Below are 17238 nucleotides of genomic sequence, written 5' to 3'. Positions count from 1 at the left end.
CAAAATATTACCGGATTTGTATTCAAAAGAAGAAACCTCCCGCATCAGAGAAGCTTTCTGGACCGCTTTCGGCCAGTACATCGCCCCGCACATGTCTGCCGAAGGCAACCGCGTCAACTGGACCAATTACAAAACCGGTGTGAAACATATCTATTTCCGGATGCAGGCAGGCCACCGCAACGCCGCCATCGCCATTGAGGTCGCCCACCCTGACGCGGGCGTACAGGAACTTTTCTTCGAGCAGTTCCGGGAATTCAAATCCGCCCTCGAAAGCCATCTCGGCGAAACCTGGACCTGGGAGCTGCACACGCGCGATGATTATGGGAAAACCATCAGCAGGATCTATAAGGAATTGCCCGGTGTGAGCGTGTTCCGGCAGGAGGACTGGCCGGCGCTGATCTCGTTTTTCAAGCCGAGGATCCTGGCGCTGGACGCGTTCTGGAGCGAGCGGAAATATCCGTTCGAGGATTTGAGCGGATCGTAGGAAAGCCTCGCTAAATATCGCGGAATCGTTGCGGGTTGGCGAAATATCGTGAGCCGGGAAAGATGAATATTGTATTAAGTGTTTGATTGTGAAATAGTTGTACTGGTGGCACAGGGCTTGCCTCTCCATCCCCGACATCATTCATCACCAAAAAACGCTGCAACATGTCACAACATCCGCAATTCGGAAAGGGGATCCGCCCCGACGATCCGTCAGACGTATCGATCCCCGCGCCCGTCCGCGAACACGACACCTGGCAAGGCTCCGAGTTTCTCGACGATCAGATCAGGACAGATGAAAGCCCGGAAGAGAATCCTCAACCCCAGGAACCCTGACGCATGCACATCGGCAAATCATACCGCCTCACCGATTTCCTGTACTGGACCCGCCGCGATCTGTACATCCTCACCGTGGTTGGCGCCGTTCCCGTTATCCTGTACGAAACCTTCGGGCTGCGGTGGCTGGTACTTCCATGGACGGTGGTGTCGCTTTTTGGAACGGCCACGGCGTTCATCGTAGGTTTCAAGAATTCACAGAGCTACAACCGCACGCGCGACGCGCAGAACATCTGGACCAACATCGGCAATACGAGCAATACCTGGGGCATTATGTGCCGCGATTATTTCGGGGATTCGTCCATTGCGCGGGCGCTCGTGTACCGGCATTTCGCCTGGCTCACGGCCTTGCGGTACCAGTTGCGCGGCGAGCGCGTCTGGGAATCTACGGACGTGCAGCATAATGCAGAATACCAGCAGTATTATACCATTCCCGAGCGCACCAGCAGCCTGGAATCCGAACTGGCGAAGTACCTTTCGCCGGAGGAGTTGCAACAGATCGCCGGCGTGCGGAGCAAAACCACGCAGTTGCTGGCCATGCAGAGCGCCGCGGTGAAAGCCGCTTATGGGGAGAACACCGTCCAGCTGGCGCAATTCATCGAGCTGCAACGCACGATCAACCTGTTTTTCGCGCAAACGGCGCAGAGCGAATCGCTGAAAGACACGCCCTATCCCCGCCAGTATTCCATCGTCAATAATATATTCGTGCGGATATTCTGTGCGCTGCTGCCGTTCGGCCTGCTCCGGGAATTCGACAGCCTGAACCGCGCCGCGCCGGGGCTTCTGCACGGGCATATGGTCTGGCTGCTGATCCCGTTCAGCGTCATGATCTCCTGGATTTATACCTCGCTGGTGCAGGTCGGCGAAAGCACGGAAAACCCTTTCGAAGGGAACTCCAACGACGTGCCCATTTCCCAGATCTGCCGCGCCATCGAAATCGACCTGCGGGAAATGCTGGGAGAAAAGGAACTGCCGCCGCCAATTGTGCCGCAGAACGATATAATTATTTGATAATCATTTGGATAAAAAAAGTTGGAAAAAATGTCCAATTTGAGGGGATTCGATTGTCATTAGTATAGTAAAACGAATATAAATGGAACAAAGGATTAATTTCATGGAAAAAGGGCAGGGCGCCCTCAAAACGCTCTTCGGGATGGGTGCTTATCTGAAGAAATCACCGATCGAAGCTAAATTGCAGCACCTGGTTGAGTTCCGGGTATCGCAGATCAACGGTTGTGCTTTTTGCCTGGATATGCATTCCAAAGACGCCCGCGCCCACGGCGAAACGGAACAGCGTCTGTACGCACTCGCCGCCTGGCGCGAAACACCGTTCTTCTCCGATCGTGAAAGGGCCGCACTGGCCTGGGCCGAAGCGGTGACCGCCTGCAACGTGCCCGACGAAACATTCAAGCGCGTGAAGGTATTTTTCACCGACGAAGAGTTGATCGACCTCACGCTGGTGGTATCTTCCATCAACACCTGGAACCGTTTCAACATCGCTTTTCCGAACCCAGCCGCAGTAGGTACCTACCAACCCGGACAGTTCGGTTGAGCTCCGAAGGAACGAACTTAAAATTTGCATTATGAACGAATTCCTGTTGGTATTCAGAAGAGATTACAAGACAAAGGAAACACAACCGTCGCCGGAACAGCTGCAAGCGCACCTGGGCCGGTGGCGGGCGTGGTTCGACGATCTCAAGGCGCGCGACCTGCTGGCCAGGCCCCTGCAGCCCTGGGAGCCCGCGGGCAAAGTGGTTAAACACGATAAAAGCGTGACCGATGGCCCGTTTGCCGAGATCAAGGAATCGATCGGCGGGTTCATCGTCATCCGCGCGGAGAATTACGAAGCTGCCGTGAGGATCGCGGAAGGATCGCCCATCCTGGAGCTGGGTGGCACCGTGGAAATCCGCATGGCGGTCCAATAAAGGCGTTAATGTCCGGAGGATGGAAGAAAGGGAATTAATACCGCATTTGTTCAGAACGGAATACCGGAAGATGATCTCGGTACTGTGTTCCCTTTTTGGAGCAGGCCATGTAGACGAGGCGGAAGACATCGTGAGCGAAACTTTTCTCGCGGCCACCGAATCGTGGAGCGCCAAAGGCGTGCCCGAAAACCCCGCCGGATGGCTGTACACCGTCGCGAAGCATAAAACGCTGAACTGGCTCAAACGGAACGACTTCTTCCAGCGGCAGCTGCTCACCGATCTCAAGCGCGGAACGCCCGAAGGGGAAATGCTGGAGATCGATTTATCGGAAAGGAACGTGTCAGACAGTCAGCTCGCCATGATGTTCACTGTCTGCCACCCTTCCATTCCGCCGGAATCGCAGGTGGCGCTTGCATTGAGCCTGCTCTGCGGATTCGGTGCGCAGGAGATCGCCGACGCCTATCTCACCACACCCGCCGTTATTTACAAACGGCTGAGCAGAGGGAAGGAAAAACTGAAAGAAGCCGGGCTCGCCATCCGCCAGCCCACCGTTTCAGAAATCAACGACCGGATAGATGTGGTGCTGAAAACGATTTACCTGCTGTTTTCGGAAGGATATTTTTCTTCGTCGCACGATATGGTGCTGCGCCGCGACCTTTGTGTGGAAGCCATGCGGCTTTGCTACCTGTTGCTGGAATCGCCGCAGACCGACCTCCCGGCCGTGAACGCCCTCATGGCGCTCATGTGCTTCCACGCATCGCGGTTCGACGCGCGCGTGAGCGAACGCGGGGAAATGGTGCTGTACCAGGAGCAGGATGAAAGCCTGTGGAACCGCGAACTGATCGAAAAAGGAGAATATTATCTCTACCAGGCCGCCACCGTCCCCAATCTCAGTACGTACCACCTGGAAGCCGCCATCGCCTGGTGGCATACGCATAAGGCAGACGACCGGGAGAAATGGGAGAATATCCTCGACCTCTATAACCAGCTGCTTATCCTGCAATACTCACCCATGGCCGCGCTCAACCGGACGTACGCCATCGCGCAGGTAAAAGGGAAACCTGCAGCCATCCGGGAAGCAGAGAAACTGGCGCTGACAGACAATCATTTTTATTACGCGCTGCTCGGCAATCTGTATACCGGCATCAACGACGCAAAGGCGCTGCAGCATTATGGATCGGCGCTGCAACTGGCGCACACGCCCGCGGGCATCGCCGCGATGGAAAAATACATCGCGGAGCTGAAGGCGCTCCCGGGCCGCTGATCTCCCTTTCCATGTACGTTTTTCGCACAAACCGCAACCGGCCACCATGGCCCGGGATGCCCATGCTTTGCTCCGGCAAAAACATAAGACCATGAAAGATAAATTGCATATAGTCGTCATCGGCGGCGGGTTCGCCGGACTGAATTTCGTGAAACGCCTCTACAGGAACAAGTTTTACGATATCACGGTCGTAGACAGGAACAACTACAATTATTTTACGCCCTTGCTCTACCAGGTGGCCACCAGCTTCCTGGAGCCTTCGAGCATCAGTTATCCTTTCCGCCGGCTGTTCCGCCGAAAGAACGTCGCGTTCCGGATGGCAACGGTAAACGATGTAGACACCGCCGGGAAAAGACTTCATCTGGGCGATGGTTCCGAACTGACTTACGACATCCTGGTATTCGCCGCCGGATCGAAAACGAATTTCTTCGGCAACGAAAACATCCGCCAGCATTCGTTTTCGCTGAAGGGGATCGATGATGCGCTGTTCCTGCGCAACGAACTGCTGAAAAACCTCGAAAAAGCCTCGCTCGAAACCGATCCTGAAGCGCGCCGGCGCATGCTGACGGTCGTGATCGCCGGCGGCGGCCCCACCGGCGTGGAAGTGGCCGGCATGCTCGCGGAAACGAAGAAATACATCCTCGGCAACGATTATCCTACCCTGGCCAAAGCACCGGTAAACATCCATGTGATAGACGGCGCGCCGAACCTGCTGGCGCCCATGAGCGCCAAAACCCATGTGGCGGCGTTTAAGACGCTGAACAAACTGGGCGTGCACGTGAAGCTGAACACACAGGTAAAGGATTTCCGCAACGGCAGCGTGGAATTGTCTGACGGTACTGCCATCGAAGCCGGCACCCTGATCTGGGCCGCGGGCGTAGTCGCCAACTCCTTCAACGGCATTGCCCCGGAAAGTATCGGAAGGGGAAAAAGGATGATCACCGATGCATTCAATAAAGTGAAAGGATATACCGACATTTTCGCCATCGGCGATATCAGCATCCAGTTTACGGACGACCGGTATCCCGACGGTCACCCGCAGGTGGCGCAACCCGCCATCCAGCAGGGGAAAACGCTGGCGAAGAACCTGTTGCGCCTGGCGAAAGGGAAGCCCATGCAGCCTTTCCGGTATTTCGACCGGGGAGATATGGCGATCATCGGGCGGCAATTCGCCGTGGCAGACCTTTTCCGGCACAAGCTGCATCTGGGTGGACTGATCGGTTTGCTGGGATGGCTTTTCATCCACGTCATGTCGCTCGTCAATTACAACAACAAAATCAAAACGCTGTATAACTGGGCCGTTGCCTACGCTACCCGCGACCAGGCCCTGCGCCTGATCTTCCGGCCGGGGAACCGCGAAAACCGGGGCTGAGGCGGCTGTTCCACAACCAGAATTACCATGATGAGTTTTAAATTACTGTTCCGCTCGTCTTTGGGGAGAAAGCTGATCATGTCCATGACAGGACTGTTCCTTTGCCTTTTCCTCATCGTGCACCTGGGCGGCAATCTTACGCTGTTTGCGGGAGACGGGGGCTACACCTTCAACATCTACGCGCATTTCATGACGCATTTCCCGCCTGTGACGGCCATCGCGTACGTCCTTTATGCCTGCATCCTCATCCATGCGTGGTATGCGATCGTGCAAACCCTGAAGAACCGGCGGGCGCGGCCGGTGAAATACGCCGTTCCTTCGAAAGCAAAATCCAGCTGGGCTTCGCTGAACATGGGCTTGCTGGGAAGCATCATTTTCCTGTTCCTCGTCATCCACATGAGCAATTTCTGGGGCCGGTACATGTTCACGAAAGGGACGTACCGCGAATACCGGAAAAACCTTACAGACGGGCGCATCACTTCCACCACGTACTATCCCGCCTCGCCGCATTTCGAATATGCAGTGCTGACGGAAGGCGATACGGAGATCGTGCGGGTGAAAGACCTGTACGGGATCGTGACCGAAAGTTTCAGCCTGCTATGGTATGTGCTGCTGTACCTTTTTGCGATGGTGGCGGTGTCGTATCATTTGTATCATGGCTTCCAGAGCGCGTTTCAGTCTGCCGGGATCGCGCATGGAAAATACACTCCGATGATAAGGTGGATCGGCGTTTGGGTGTTTGCGGTCATCATTCCCATCGCTTTCGCGTCGATGCCGGTCGTGTTTTATATCAGGAGCTTAATTTGAATGGTGCTTATGGAAATGAAAAAGCCTTTGCGTTTTGCAAAGGCTTTTCTCGTTCGGTTTGCCGGCCGGGTTAAGCAACCGGCGGGATGGCCATGCGTACTTCCACGATGGCGCCGTACTGGATGATGGGGCAGCCTTTGGCGAGGGCAACGGCTTCGTCGTAATCTTTCGCCTTGATGAGGAAAAGTCCGCCGATGGATTCCTTGCCTTCCGCATAGGGGCCGGTCTGAATCTGTTCTTGCTGTTTATCGAACCGGATCACCCTTCCGTCTACGTCCCAACGTTTGGGAGGCGCTACCAGTCTGTCTTGCGCGGCGATGCCCGCCACCCATTCCTGGTAAGGTTTGAGGGCTTCTTTCATCTGGTCGGGGCTGGGTTTGGGATGGGCGCTGGTCAGATCTCTGTGGATCACGAGGAGGAACTCTTGCATGTTTATTGATGTTTATAAATGACTGAATGATGTTGGGATGGATGATGGGCAGTGGTGTACGGGGTGCTGGTGTGTCGCTGCGTTGTTGACCGGATGTCGCGGATACGGGCCGCGCCGGCGTTAGGTGGGCTCCATGCGCGAACGGGTGGAAAGCGCATGCCAGTTACAACAGCCACAGCGAGCTGACACCCGTCATCTTCGTTACAATCAGCACCGGGTACAACCTTTACACCCTAATTCTTCACCGGGCGCGTGGCGAACCAGGTACCGAAGTCGGTACGGCCGATGCGCGGGTTGGGGCCGGGAACGAGCGATTGGTCGTTCAGCACGGCACCGAAATATTTTGCGTTCACGTCGGAAACCACCGTACGCGGATCGTCGACTTCGCGGAGGTAACGCGCGGCCAGCGAGGAAAGGCTTACTTTTTCGGGGCCTGCGATTTCCAGGGTTCCATTGATCGGCGCGCCGGTGGCCACGTCTGCCATCGCCGCAGCTACGTCGTCAGACGCGATGGGCTGGATGGAAGCCGGGGAAAGATGGATGTTCTCGCCCTTCGCCGCAGATGCTACGATGCCGCCGAGGAATTCGAAGAACTGGGTGGAGTGGACGATGGAGTAGGGAATGCCGGATTTTTTGATCAGGTCTTCCTGCGCGGCTTTGGCGCGGAAATAGCCGCTTTCCTGCAGTCTTTCGGTTCCCACTACCGACAACGCGATATGATGTTTCACTCCCGCTTTCGCTTCGGCGGTCAGCAGGTTACGGCCTGAGGTCTGGAAAAATTCCATCACGGGGCCGTCATCGAAAGAAGGCGAATTCGCTACGTCGATCACCACGTCTGCGCCTTTCAGGCATTCGGAAAGCCCTTCGCCGGTGATGGTGTTCACGCCCGATGCGGGCGATGCTGCGATCACTTCGTGGCCTTCCTTGCGCAGGCGTTCCACGGTTTTGGAACCGATTAGTCCGGTCCCGCCGATTACTACGATTTTCATATGTTGATATTTTGATGTTTGTATTTGTGTCGCTACCGGTTTTTGCGTGTGCCATGCCGGGATGCATGCTTTCAGGCAATCGAGATGCCATTGGTATAAAGTGTTGATAATTAAATTGATGTATTGTTTTGAAGTGTTTTTCATTGACGTTATTCAGCGGAAAGCGGGATGTTTCACGAAATGCAGTGGATGTTGCGCATGAAAAAGCCGGAACTGCGAAAGTTCCGGCCGGTGTTTCGTTTGTGCGGGTTTTAAATATTGAAGTAATCCGCTTTGAGGATGCCGAGTTTTTTCATTTTGGAATGCAGCGTGGTGCCGGGGATCTCGAGGGCCTCCGCTGCGCCGCCCACGCCGGAAATCTTGCCGCCGCAGCGTTTCAGGACTTCGATGATATACGATTTTTCGATCTGTTCCAGTGTTTGGGGAAAAGCTGCGGACGGGAGCGCATCGTCGTTTTCCGGCCGCGTGCGATCGGGCAGATGCACTTCTCGTATGGTGGCATCTTCACTGAGGAGAATGGCGCGTTCGACCTGGTGTTCCAGTTCTCTGACGTTGCCGGGCCAATGGTAGCTTTTGAGTTCTTTCAACACTTTGGCGGAAATGCCGCTGATCCTTTTGCCAATGTGCTTGCTGAATTTTGTGATGAACGCGTTGGCCAGGGGCTCGATGTCTTCCACCCGTTCCCGCAGCGGCGGCAGGTGGATGGGGAATACGTTGAGGCGGTAAAATAAATCGGCGCGGAACCTTCCGGCCCGCACTTCCGCTTCCAGGTTACGGTTGGTGGCGGCGATGATGCGCACGTCCACCTTGATCGTCGCCTTTCCGCCCACTCTTTCCAGTTCCCGTTCCTGCAGCACGCGGAGCAGTTTTACCTGCAATTCCAGCGGCATTTCCCCGATCTCGTCGAGGAAGAGCGTGCTGTTGGCGGCCAGTTCGAACTTCCCGATGCGCCTGTCTATCGCTCCCGTGAACGCACCTTTTTCATGCCCGAACAATTCACTTTCGATGAGGTGCGGCGGCAGCGCGGCACAATTCACTTTCACCATGAGCCTGTTTTTCCGGGGCGATGCGTTGTGGATCGCCCGGGCGATGAGCTCTTTGCCGGTTCCCGTTTCGCCGGTCAACAGTACGGTCGACGATGATGCCGCCACCTGTGTGATGAGGCGGTAGACTTTTTGCATCTGCGCACCGCTGCCTACGATCCCGGAAAAATTGTAGATCGTTTTGATCTGTTCGCGCAGGTAATCGCTTCCGTTCTCCAGTTGCTGCTTGTAAGCCAATATTTTCCCGTTCGCCAGCATATTGGAAATGGCGATGGAAATCTGCGCGCAAATGCTGTTGAGGACGGGCATATTCACATCGTTGGTCAACAGCCAGAGCGTGCCGATATTGGTGTCGCCCATGCGAAGGGGCACGCCGAACGCCTGCTCCATCCCCAAAGACTCCCAGAAACGGACAATCGGCTCTTCATCTCCTTTGGCCGCTTCCTCCGAAACGTTAAATACGACCGGCCCGTCGTTTTGCAACACAAGTGCGGACAGCGGGTGGTGGATGTCTATTTTCCGCGCTATCAGCGAACGGAACCATTCCACCTGGTCGCCCACCATGCTTTCGTCGAATAGGTAAGGAGACAGGGTTGCGCCGTCTTCGTCGATGGTCCGGATGACGGCCAGCCGGATGTTGAGGACGTTATGTAACACATGGGAGATCGCGGATTGGAGATCGGCTTTGGTGCGGATGGCGGCAATGTCGCGGCTGAACGCGTGCAGGAAAGCGGCTTCCCTTTCCCGGCGCACCAGCTCTTCGTGGGCGATGATGTTGGACATGGCGATGGAAACGTGCGCACTAATCCCCTGCAGCAGCGGGATATCGATGTCCGCAACGCCCAACCAGAGTATGCCGTGCTGATGGTCTCCCGTCCGCAGCGCCGTTCCCGTCACGATATTGATCCCCGCTTTCTTCCATATCCGCAGATACGGCGCATCGTTACCCCGCGCGATTTCCGTGTTGACGCTGAACAACAATGGGATTTCGCTCTGCAATACACGGTCCTGCAACCCGTCGCGGAGGGGCAGTTTCGCCGTTGCCAGTTCCCGGACCAGCGCGGCGTCGACGGTTTCGAGCGATTCGTCATATATGAAATTGGTGGTTGTCTGATCGTTTTGGACCTGCTGGACGACGAACCCTCCGGCCGACGGAATCCTTTTCAGTCCGTTGCGCAAAGCGCGGGAGAGATCGGCCCGCGACCGGGCGGCCGCGATCTCGCTGCAAAAATCAAGGAGGAAGCGTTTCTCGCGCGCTTCGGTAATATTGCCCAAATCGGGGAAATGCGGGCGTTCGTTCGTGTAGCCGGCTACCATCATGGTTTTTCGGGCGGGAGCGGCGGTGTTGGTAGTTGAAGTCTTCATGCTAATGGACAGATTTTGATGTTTTAAATCATGGGTCTCGTTCTAAAAACAATCGGGAATTCATAATTGGACAAATTCAGGCTGAAAAATTATGCGTTAATGCGAAGTTGTTGACAATCAGTATGATGGAATTCGTTGTTTATCCCCCAAAAAACGATAAACCCGGGCACGACGGCCCGGGTTTATCCATGTACACGCTATGGGGACGATGCAATCCGGTTACAGTTCCCGGGCGGCGCCCAGGATAATGTCGGTTACTTTTTTGGGCAAAGACACCATGGGTATGTGGCTTGCTTTCAGTTCGGTGGTTTTGGCCTTGATCATTTTCGCTTCGGCCCTTGCCAGCGGAGGCGTCACCATATGGTCTTCGGTGCCGATGATAGCCCAGGAGGGTTTGGATTTCCAGGCGGCGGTGGAGATTTTGGTGACGGTGGCTTTGGTTGCCCAGGGCGTTTGTGTGGCGAAGATCACGTCGCGTTCCTGCATGGGAAGGTCTTGCGCGAAATGTTCGCGGATGCCTTTGCGGGTGAGGCTGAGAAACCCTTCCGCATCGGGCCTGATCTCGGCGTTGCCGGGTGCGGTGGGGAAGGCAGCTCCTACATCGGTGGCGGATTGTCCATCGTTCGGAATGAGCGCGCACACATATACGAGCCCGGCCACTTTGGGGTCGTTGCCGGCTTCGGTGATCACCATGCCGCCGTAGGAGTGGCCTACAAGGAGTACCGGCCCGTCCATCAATGCGATGGCCCTTTTCGTGGCGGCTACGTCGTCTTCCAGGGAAGTGAGCGGGTTTTGCACGGCGATCACGTTCATCCCGGCGGCCTGCAGCCCGGGGATCACTTTAGCCCAGCTGGAACCGTCGGCGAAGGCGCCATGTACGAGCACGATGTTTTTTACGCCTTTGGGGGCAGCCTGGGCCTGCGCGTCTTGCGATGGGGCCAAAAATGCGGCCGCGGAAAGGAACGCGGCGGCGAGGGTTTGTTTCATGATAGACATACTTTGAAGTTTGCCGTTATTTTGCAAGCGGCAGGCCAATGCCCTAAATAATTGATTGAGAATCATTCATGAAAACGGGAGGGTTTTTCCCTCCGCTGGATTCCGTCAATCGGCGAAAGCGCGCGCTGTATTTCGTTTTTTCGCAAAAGGTGTTGAAAAGATGCTTTCCTGCCCGGATGCCCTTGAAAAAATATTTAATCCTGGTCTGCAGGGATTTACCTCGCCAAATACAAGGGGTTTTTTCTATCATTGCATGTGGATCGGGTCTGAACAGTGGGCCCGGCGTCTATCATCACCCAAATCATATCTACTCTACATGCAAAGAAGAAATTTTATCAAATCGCTGGCGATCGGCGCAGCCGGACTGTCGACCTCCTCCCTCTGGGCCAGCCCATCGGCCTCCAAAAAACTGGGCATCCAGCTGTATACGGTGAGAGATGCGGTAGCGAAAGACCTCCCCGGCACCCTGGAACGCCTGGCCAAACTCGGGTACAACAAACTGGAGATTTACGGCTACAACGGCACTTTCTTCGGAAAAAGCGTGTCGGAATTCAAATCCATTTTGTCGGGAACGGGCATGCAGGTCCGGAGCTCGCACCATCTGCCCGGCCACGCTATGAAAATGAAAGGCACGCTGCTCGACGGCTGGGATAAAGCCGTAGAGGATATGCACGCCATCGGCGCAAAATATATGGCCTGCGCTTACCTCTTCCCCGAAGAAAGGACCGGCGAATTCTACGCGAAACTGCCCGATCTGCTGAACAAATCCGGTGAGAAAACCAAATCCGCCGGCATCCAGTTCGCCTATCACAACCACGATTTCGAATTCGAAAAATATAACGACTCCCTCTTATACGAATACCTCCTCAAAAACACCGATCCGGCCATGATGAACATGGAAATGGACCTCTACTGGGCGGTAAAAGCGAAGCAGGACCCCGTGTCCTGGTTCGAAAGGTACCCTGGCCGCTTCCCGCTGTGGCACGTGAAAGACCTCGAAAAAGGTTCGGAAGACATTACGGAAGTAGGCAACGGTTCCATCGATTTCGACCGCATTTTCGCCGCGCGCAAAAAAGCGGGCATGAAGGAATGGTTCGTAGAGCAGGACGAAAGCAAGGGCGATATCTTCAAAAGCATCGAACAAAGCCATCGCTACCTCGACACTAAAAAATTCGCATAAACAAAAAGCGGGAAGCCTGGCTTCCCGCTTTCGTTTTCTAAGGGCATCCGCATGCCGAATGCAATAATTGCACGATCGTTTCCGGCTCGTCGGCCAACACCTGCCGCGGCCATTTTTCAACATCGAGCCGATCGAGGACGAGGAACATGGCGAGCCCTTCCTCCTGCGACCATTGATTCCGCTTCCGCCGCATCCCTTCCACGGCGACGTCGTATGTAAAACCTCCGCCAGCCGGATGTTGCAGCCAGTATAGCCCCGAAAATTGCCCCAATCCTTCCATCGTCAGGAAAATATCGTCCAGCTCACGTAAAATCTTTTTGTCGCCCGTGAAATAACGGGCCTGCCGCTCGTGCAACATCCGCAGCGCATCGCAGGTCAGTTTTTTCCTGGCCTGTTTATCGGTGTGGAATGCGGCCTGGTAAAACAGGTCGGTTTCCTTTCGCCAGCCGTCGGTATACACGCTGTCTTTGGAAAACGTATGCTGCACGATATCGTCTGACAGTGGCGGATCTTTGAACGGATGTTGCTGTTCGATGGCGGTTACCGTAGCGCCCATTCCCCGCTGCTGGCGGGTATGCGCGAATTCGTGGAGGAACACGGCCGTGACGAGCTTGTCCAGCCCCAGCTCTTTACTTTGCACACCGGCTTTTTCCCAGAAACCGGGAACGGCCATCACGAAGAACGGATGACCGGCCGAATCTGCCGCGGCGAAAGACATGAGCCCCAGCGGCACCAGCTGTCCATCGGGGATGCGCAACGTTCCATGATGCGCGCCGGTATACCATTCCAGCGTTTTGCCGCCGGGGCCGGGGCAATGGAAACGCTTGTCCGTAGCGGCTACGGGGGCAGTCGAATAATACAAGGAATCGTCGTACAGGAAGATGACGGGCGTTTCGGGAGATGAGCCGAATTTGTGGCCGCAAACGAAGTCCCACGCGGAGAACCAGGCCGGCACGCCGTTCATGCCGGGCGGAATGGATTGTGAGGTGGCGGATAGTGTGCTGCTGATGATGAGCAGGAAAATAATAGTCAGGTTGCGCATAAGCATATTGTCAGATAAATGGTTTTCCGGTACGGGTTTACGAAGCATTCCCTTTCAAGGTAGCGGGCGATTGGCCGAAGCGCGATTTGAAAGCGCGGCTGAAATGCGAAGGGCTTTCGAACCCGCTTTCGAAAGCGGCGTCGGAAACGGATTTGTCGCGGTTGTTCAGGAGGATGCGCGCATGTTGCAAACGTTTTTCCAGCAGCCATTTGCCGGGCGTGGTGCCGAAGGTTTTTTCGAAATCCCTTTTGAACGCCGAGAGGCTACGGTTGCTCAGTTCGGCGTAAATATCCAGTTTCAGGTTGAAGCAGAAATTGTCTTCCATGACGCGTTCCAGCTGAATGCCGCGCGGTTCGTGCATGAGGGAGCAGAAATAGGAAAGCAGTTCCTGGTTGACGGGATTGTCTGCGATGTTGAGCACCAGCTCGCGGAATTTGAGTTCCAGGAGCGAAGGGTCGGGATCCTGCTTTTCGGCGAAATAGGCAGACATGGACAGGAAGAAGCCTTTCAGTTTTTCGCTGGATTCCAGAAGCATGACCGGCTCATAGTGGCGCTGGTGCGCGGCCAGCGGTTTGGACCGGGCCTGGAGGGTTTCGCAGATGAACGCGTCTGGGATGAAGAACAGGACCACACAAAAACCGGTGTCCATGATCTGCTCGAGGATAAACCCGCCTTTGCGGACGAATACGCAGCTGTCTTTCCCGATATGATACGCCCCCTTGGCGGTGTGCCACGTTTTCTCTCCGTCGATTACATAAAACAGATAATTGTACTGCGTCCATAAGTCCGCGAAGCGGGATTGCATGAGCCGGGCTTCCATGGGGCAGTTGAAGGCGGTAATGAGCGATTGGCCGCAGGTGAACTGGCGGTAAAATTGGGGATGCTGCAATACGCGTTCAAAGAAGTTGAGCATAATTATCCTTAAATTTAGGGAAATTCCGGAATTCCCCGCAGCTGAGCTTTTAAGTCAAATCTTTGGACCCGGAAGTCATGTCCCGACGCCTGTTTGTAGTTAATTTCACATTTGTCAACATCACCCCAAATAATACACATTTAATAAACCCCAATCGTGGCGACACGAATTTTTTCATGTTAAAATCCAATCAAAATGAATCCAAACAAAGCGTTATGGGAGAAAGGCGATTTCACTAAAATTGCGGAGAGCATGCGCGAAAGCGGAGCGGCGCTTGTATCCCGGCTGGGTGTTTCCCCGGGCATGAAAGTGCTGGACCTCGGCTGTGGCGACGGTACCACGGCCATTCCCGAAGCGAAGCTGGGCGCGGATGTGCTCGGTGTAGATATCGCCAGCAACCTGGTGGCGGCCGGAAAGCGGCGTGCCGAGGCGGAGAAGCTCGCCAATATTGAGTTCCGCGAAGGCGATGCCACCAACCTGGAGGGCATCGGCGATCAGCAGTTCGACCTGGCCGTGAGCATTTTCGGCGCCATGTTCGCACCCAGGCCGCAAGACGTGGCCAGCGAGCTGGTGCGCGTGACCCGGCCCGGCGGCCGCATCGTGATGGGCAACTGGATCCCGGGAGATCCGACACTCGTGGCGCAGATACTGAAGATCAGTTCCGCCTACACACCGCCGCCGCCCGAGGGTTTCGTGAGCCCGATGCTCTGGGGCGTGGAAGATCATGTGACACAGCGTTTCGTGAACGCCGGCGTGTCTAAGGACGATATTTCCTTCGAAAGGGAAACCTTCCATTTCGGGATCGATTGTTCGCCCGCCGAATTCCTCGACCGCTTCCGCCAGTTTTACGGCCCCACCATGAATGCCTACGAAGCCGCGGAAAAAAACGGGAAATCGGCCGAACTGCAGCAGGAACTGGAAACCTTGTTCAACGACAAGAACGAAAGCGGCTCCGCCGGCACCACGCTGATCCCCGCCACATTTTTGAAAGTGACCGTCAACCGCAGATAGCATTTTTACGCCGCTTCCCGCTATTCCTGATCGAATTTGGGAACGGTCCCGCATATTGCACATAGCCCCGGTTTTTTGCCGGGGCTTTAATAATTTGTGGCTTCGGAATTTTTACTAATTTTATTTCGACGGTTTATCAGCCAATTTCTTTTTCCGGTCATGCACGAAATTCCACATAGCGATAGCGAAATGCTGCGCGGGCTTGCCCGTGGCGACGAAGGCGCGTTCCGCACGCTGTTCGACCGGTATTGGGATGCCGTTTACTCCACCTCGCTGGCCCTCACCAAATCGGCCTCCATGGCGGAAGACATCGCGCAGGACGTGTTCACCATTTTATGGGAAAAACGGGCAGAGCTGCCGGAAGTGGCGCGGCTGGAAGGATATCTTTTCATCACGGCCCGTAACCTCATCTACACCCGTTTCCGCAAACTCGCTTCGGGGGATGCTTACCGGCGATATGTGCTTCAGTTCCTCCACGAAGGCGGCGGGCAGCAGGCCGATCATGCGGCGGAATTCCGCGAACTGGAACAATGTGTGATGACCGCCATCCGGCAACTGCCGCCGCAACAGCAGCGGGCGTTCACCCTCAGCCGGTTCGAAGGGATGCGGCACGAAGAGATCGCTACCACCATGGGCGTTTCGCGGATCACCATTAAAAGTTATATCGTGCAGGCCATCGCCACGCTGCGCAAAACCCTTTCCAACCATCCCTCCGGAGCCATGGGCGCGCTTTGGGCGCTGATTTTCCTTTCCTGAAATTTTTTTGCTCCCGGCACCTCCCTTTCGCGGAGCTGTGCGTCTTTACCATACGGCCCGGCCCTGCCGGCAACCCGATCGCACGTTATGGACAAACAGACATTTTCCAACTTACTCAAACGTTACCTGAACGAAGAACTGAGCCAGGAAGAGGCTTCCCGGCTGCTGGACTCGCTCGGCGATCCGGACATGCGCCGGCAATGGGAGCAGGCTGTGGGCGGCATGCTGCGCGACAAGTCTGCGCACGGCCAGGCAGACCCCGCGCGGATGGACGCCATCCGCCACCGCATCCTTTCCGGTACCGGCAAACCCGTTCCGCAGCGATCCATCGTCCGGAAACTGCGCCCCGTTTGGGCTGCGGCGGCCGTACTGGCGATCGCGGCCGTCGGGTTTTTCTGGATGCGCACTTCCGGGCCCAAACCCCTCGTGGCAGACGGGGAAGCCCAGCTGCAGGTGGTCCCCGGCGGCAACAAAGCCGTGCTGTACCTCGCGGGCGGCCAGGCCATCACGCTGGATACGGCCGGCAATGGCGCCATCGCCAGCCAGGGCAACGTGCAGGTCATCAAGCTGGACAGCGGGCAACTGGCCTACCAGGGCGCCGGCGCGCAGGGAGACGTGACCTACAACACCCTGGCCACGCCCCGCGGCGGACAATTCCGCATCATCCTGCCCGATGGCTCGTCCGTTTGGCTGAATGCCGCATCGTCGCTGCGGTTCCCGACGGCCTTCAACGGAAAGGAGCGCGTGGTGGAGCTTCGCGGCGAGGCGTATTTCGAGATCGCGAAGAACGTGCAGCAGCCGTTCCGCGTGCAGGTGAAAGACATGACGGTGCAGGTGTTGGGCACGCATTTCAACGTGATGGCGTATGAAGATGAAGCCACCGTGCGGACCACCCTGCTCGAAGGCGCCGTGAAAGTGAACCAGGGCGGGCATTCGCTGGACATGCGCCCCGGCCAGCAGGTTACCGCCCATCCCGCAGGGAACATGAGCATCCAGGATGGGGTAGACGTGGAGGAAGCGGTGGCCTGGAAGAACGGGTATTTCCATTTCAACCACGAATCGCTGCCCGGCGTCATGCGCCAGGTGGGGCGGTGGTACGACGCGGAAATTTCCTATGAAGGCGCTGTTCCCGACCGGGAATTCGGCGGTAAGATCGAGCGGAGCAGCAGTGTGAAGGATGTATTGAAAATACTGGAGCTCAGTGGCATCCGGTTCAGGATAGAAGGGAAAAAGATCATCGTTATACCATAATCATCAATCATCATTCCACCGTTAAAATCGTTATGAAGAAAAAACCGACATAATCTCTCCGTAAACGGTTTCGCC

Annotated in this window: 18 protein-coding genes; 12 read left to right on the top strand and 6 right to left on the bottom strand. The window is 55.8% G+C overall.

The genetic code is table 11. From position 1 onward, the window contains the following. Nucleotides 1-16: 16 nt before the first annotated feature. The 8 genes from WJU22_RS23920 (at nucleotide 17) to WJU22_RS23885 (ending at nucleotide 6187) form a co-directional block, all read left to right on the top strand. On the top strand, nucleotides 17-484 hold the full coding sequence (locus WJU22_RS23920; protein ID WP_341840691.1) for a DUF4268 domain-containing protein: 468 nt from the start codon (nucleotides 17-19) through the stop codon (nucleotides 482-484). A 164-nt stretch (nucleotides 485-648) separates the two neighbouring features. Beyond that, nucleotides 649-819, top strand: coding sequence for a hypothetical protein (locus WJU22_RS23915; RefSeq protein WP_341840690.1), 171 nt, complete (start codon nucleotides 649-651; stop codon nucleotides 817-819). Between the two features lie 3 nt (nucleotides 820-822). After that, nucleotides 823-1830 carry a bestrophin family protein gene (locus WJU22_RS23910; RefSeq protein ID WP_341840689.1) on the top strand — a complete coding sequence of 336 codons (1008 nt, stop codon included), beginning with the start codon at nucleotides 823-825 and terminating at the stop codon, nucleotides 1828-1830. A gap of 82 nt (nucleotides 1831-1912) precedes the next feature. Further along, nucleotides 1913-2371 (top strand): carboxymuconolactone decarboxylase family protein, encoded by a 459-nt coding sequence (locus WJU22_RS23905; protein WP_341840688.1) that lies wholly within the window; start codon nucleotides 1913-1915, stop codon nucleotides 2369-2371. Nucleotides 2372-2402: 31 nt separating this feature from the next. Continuing rightward, a complete protein-coding gene (locus WJU22_RS23900) occupies nucleotides 2403-2744 on the top strand; it encodes a YciI family protein (RefSeq protein ID WP_341840687.1) in 342 nt (113 codons plus the stop codon). A 70-nt stretch (nucleotides 2745-2814) separates the two neighbouring features. Next, complete coding sequence (locus tag WJU22_RS23895) at nucleotides 2815-4008, top strand: RNA polymerase sigma factor (RefSeq protein WP_341840686.1); 1194 nt, start codon at nucleotides 2815-2817, stop codon at nucleotides 4006-4008. A gap of 91 nt (nucleotides 4009-4099) precedes the next feature. Beyond that, nucleotides 4100-5380, top strand: a complete 1281-nt coding sequence (locus tag WJU22_RS23890; RefSeq protein WP_341840685.1) for an NAD(P)/FAD-dependent oxidoreductase — start codon at nucleotides 4100-4102, stop codon at nucleotides 5378-5380. Nucleotides 5381-5407: 27 nt separating this feature from the next. Next, nucleotides 5408-6187, top strand: coding sequence for a succinate dehydrogenase cytochrome b subunit (locus WJU22_RS23885; protein WP_341840684.1), 780 nt, complete (start codon nucleotides 5408-5410; stop codon nucleotides 6185-6187). 70 nt (nucleotides 6188-6257) lie between these two features. Here WJU22_RS23885 and WJU22_RS23880 read toward each other — a convergent pair whose 3' ends face one another. The 4 genes from WJU22_RS23880 to WJU22_RS23865 form a co-directional block, all read right to left on the bottom strand. After that, on the bottom strand, nucleotides 6258-6617 hold the full coding sequence (locus tag WJU22_RS23880) for a YciI family protein (RefSeq protein WP_341840683.1): 360 nt from the start codon (nucleotides 6615-6617) through the stop codon (nucleotides 6258-6260). 233 nt (nucleotides 6618-6850) lie between these two features. Beyond that, nucleotides 6851-7606 (bottom strand): SDR family oxidoreductase, encoded by a 756-nt coding sequence (locus WJU22_RS23875; RefSeq protein WP_341840682.1) that lies wholly within the window; start codon nucleotides 7604-7606, stop codon nucleotides 6851-6853. A 251-nt stretch (nucleotides 7607-7857) separates the two neighbouring features. Beyond that, nucleotides 7858-10014: a sigma 54-interacting transcriptional regulator gene (locus WJU22_RS23870; protein WP_341840681.1), complete on the bottom strand. Its 2157-nt coding sequence runs from the start codon at nucleotides 10012-10014 to the stop codon at nucleotides 7858-7860. 219 nt (nucleotides 10015-10233) lie between these two features. After that, nucleotides 10234-11010 carry an alpha/beta hydrolase gene (locus WJU22_RS23865; RefSeq protein ID WP_341840680.1) on the bottom strand — a complete coding sequence of 259 codons (777 nt, stop codon included), beginning with the start codon at nucleotides 11008-11010 and terminating at the stop codon, nucleotides 10234-10236. A gap of 316 nt (nucleotides 11011-11326) precedes the next feature. Between WJU22_RS23865 and WJU22_RS23860 the strand changes: the two genes are divergently transcribed. After that, nucleotides 11327-12190: a sugar phosphate isomerase/epimerase gene (locus WJU22_RS23860; protein ID WP_341840679.1), complete on the top strand. Its 864-nt coding sequence runs from the start codon at nucleotides 11327-11329 to the stop codon at nucleotides 12188-12190. Nucleotides 12191-12227: 37 nt separating this feature from the next. On the opposite strand, the gene WJU22_RS23855 is transcribed toward WJU22_RS23860, so the two are convergent. After that, on the bottom strand, nucleotides 12228-13238 hold the full coding sequence (locus tag WJU22_RS23855) for a hypothetical protein (protein WP_341840678.1): 1011 nt from the start codon (nucleotides 13236-13238) through the stop codon (nucleotides 12228-12230). Nucleotides 13239-13269: 31 nt separating this feature from the next. Beyond that, nucleotides 13270-14145, bottom strand: coding sequence for an AraC family transcriptional regulator (locus WJU22_RS23850; protein ID WP_341840677.1), 876 nt, complete (start codon nucleotides 14143-14145; stop codon nucleotides 13270-13272). A gap of 195 nt (nucleotides 14146-14340) precedes the next feature. On the opposite strand from WJU22_RS23850, the gene WJU22_RS23845 reads away from it, so the two are divergent. From WJU22_RS23845 to WJU22_RS23835, 3 genes are all read left to right on the top strand, one after another. Beyond that, nucleotides 14341-15156 carry a class I SAM-dependent methyltransferase gene (locus WJU22_RS23845; RefSeq protein WP_341840676.1) on the top strand — a complete coding sequence of 272 codons (816 nt, stop codon included), beginning with the start codon at nucleotides 14341-14343 and terminating at the stop codon, nucleotides 15154-15156. Between the two features lie 159 nt (nucleotides 15157-15315). After that, nucleotides 15316-15912, top strand: a complete 597-nt coding sequence (locus tag WJU22_RS23840; protein ID WP_341840675.1) for an RNA polymerase sigma factor — start codon at nucleotides 15316-15318, stop codon at nucleotides 15910-15912. Nucleotides 15913-15999: 87 nt separating this feature from the next. Next, a complete protein-coding gene (locus WJU22_RS23835; protein WP_341840674.1) occupies nucleotides 16000-17163 on the top strand; it encodes a FecR family protein in 1164 nt (387 codons plus the stop codon). Nucleotides 17164-17238: the final 75 nt, after the last annotated feature.

This window comes from Chitinophaga caseinilytica, assembly GCF_038396765.1.
GTDB lineage: Bacteria > Bacteroidota > Bacteroidia > Chitinophagales > Chitinophagaceae > Chitinophaga > Chitinophaga caseinilytica.
Note: the sequence above shows the minus strand (reverse complement) of the source record. Positions and strands in the feature narration are given on the sequence as shown.

What these genes read in the sequence shown, in the direction of transcription:
- WJU22_RS23915 (WP_341840690.1), top strand. Translation starts at nt 649, where the DNA reads ATGTCACAACATCCGCAATTCGGAAAGGGGATCCGCCCCGACGATCCG.
- WJU22_RS23910 (WP_341840689.1), top strand. Translation starts at nt 823, where the DNA reads ATGCACATCGGCAAATCATACCGCCTCACCGATTTCCTGTACTGGACC.
- WJU22_RS23905 (WP_341840688.1), top strand. Translation starts at nt 1,913, where the DNA reads ATGGAACAAAGGATTAATTTCATGGAAAAAGGGCAGGGCGCCCTCAAA.
- WJU22_RS23900 (WP_341840687.1), top strand. Translation starts at nt 2,403, where the DNA reads ATGAACGAATTCCTGTTGGTATTCAGAAGAGATTACAAGACAAAGGAA.
- WJU22_RS23895 (WP_341840686.1), top strand. Translation starts at nt 2,815, where the DNA reads ATGATCTCGGTACTGTGTTCCCTTTTTGGAGCAGGCCATGTAGACGAG.
- WJU22_RS23890 (WP_341840685.1), top strand. Translation starts at nt 4,100, where the DNA reads ATGAAAGATAAATTGCATATAGTCGTCATCGGCGGCGGGTTCGCCGGA.
- WJU22_RS23885 (WP_341840684.1), top strand. Translation starts at nt 5,408, where the DNA reads ATGATGAGTTTTAAATTACTGTTCCGCTCGTCTTTGGGGAGAAAGCTG.
- WJU22_RS23880 (WP_341840683.1), bottom strand. Translation starts at nt 6,617, where the DNA reads ATGCAAGAGTTCCTCCTCGTGATCCACAGAGATCTGACCAGCGCCCAT.
- WJU22_RS23875 (WP_341840682.1), bottom strand. Translation starts at nt 7,606, where the DNA reads ATGAAAATCGTAGTAATCGGCGGGACCGGACTAATCGGTTCCAAAACC.
- WJU22_RS23870 (WP_341840681.1), bottom strand. Translation starts at nt 10,014, where the DNA reads ATGAAGACTTCAACTACCAACACCGCCGCTCCCGCCCGAAAAACCATG.
- WJU22_RS23865 (WP_341840680.1), bottom strand. Translation starts at nt 11,010, where the DNA reads ATGTCTATCATGAAACAAACCCTCGCCGCCGCGTTCCTTTCCGCGGCC.
- WJU22_RS23860 (WP_341840679.1), top strand. Translation starts at nt 11,327, where the DNA reads ATGCAAAGAAGAAATTTTATCAAATCGCTGGCGATCGGCGCAGCCGGA.
- WJU22_RS23855 (WP_341840678.1), bottom strand. Translation starts at nt 13,238, where the DNA reads ATGCTTATGCGCAACCTGACTATTATTTTCCTGCTCATCATCAGCAGC.
- WJU22_RS23850 (WP_341840677.1), bottom strand. Translation starts at nt 14,145, where the DNA reads ATGCTCAACTTCTTTGAACGCGTATTGCAGCATCCCCAATTTTACCGC.
- WJU22_RS23845 (WP_341840676.1), top strand. Translation starts at nt 14,341, where the DNA reads ATGAATCCAAACAAAGCGTTATGGGAGAAAGGCGATTTCACTAAAATT.
- WJU22_RS23840 (WP_341840675.1), top strand. Translation starts at nt 15,316, where the DNA reads ATGCACGAAATTCCACATAGCGATAGCGAAATGCTGCGCGGGCTTGCC.
- WJU22_RS23835 (WP_341840674.1), top strand. Translation starts at nt 16,000, where the DNA reads ATGGACAAACAGACATTTTCCAACTTACTCAAACGTTACCTGAACGAA.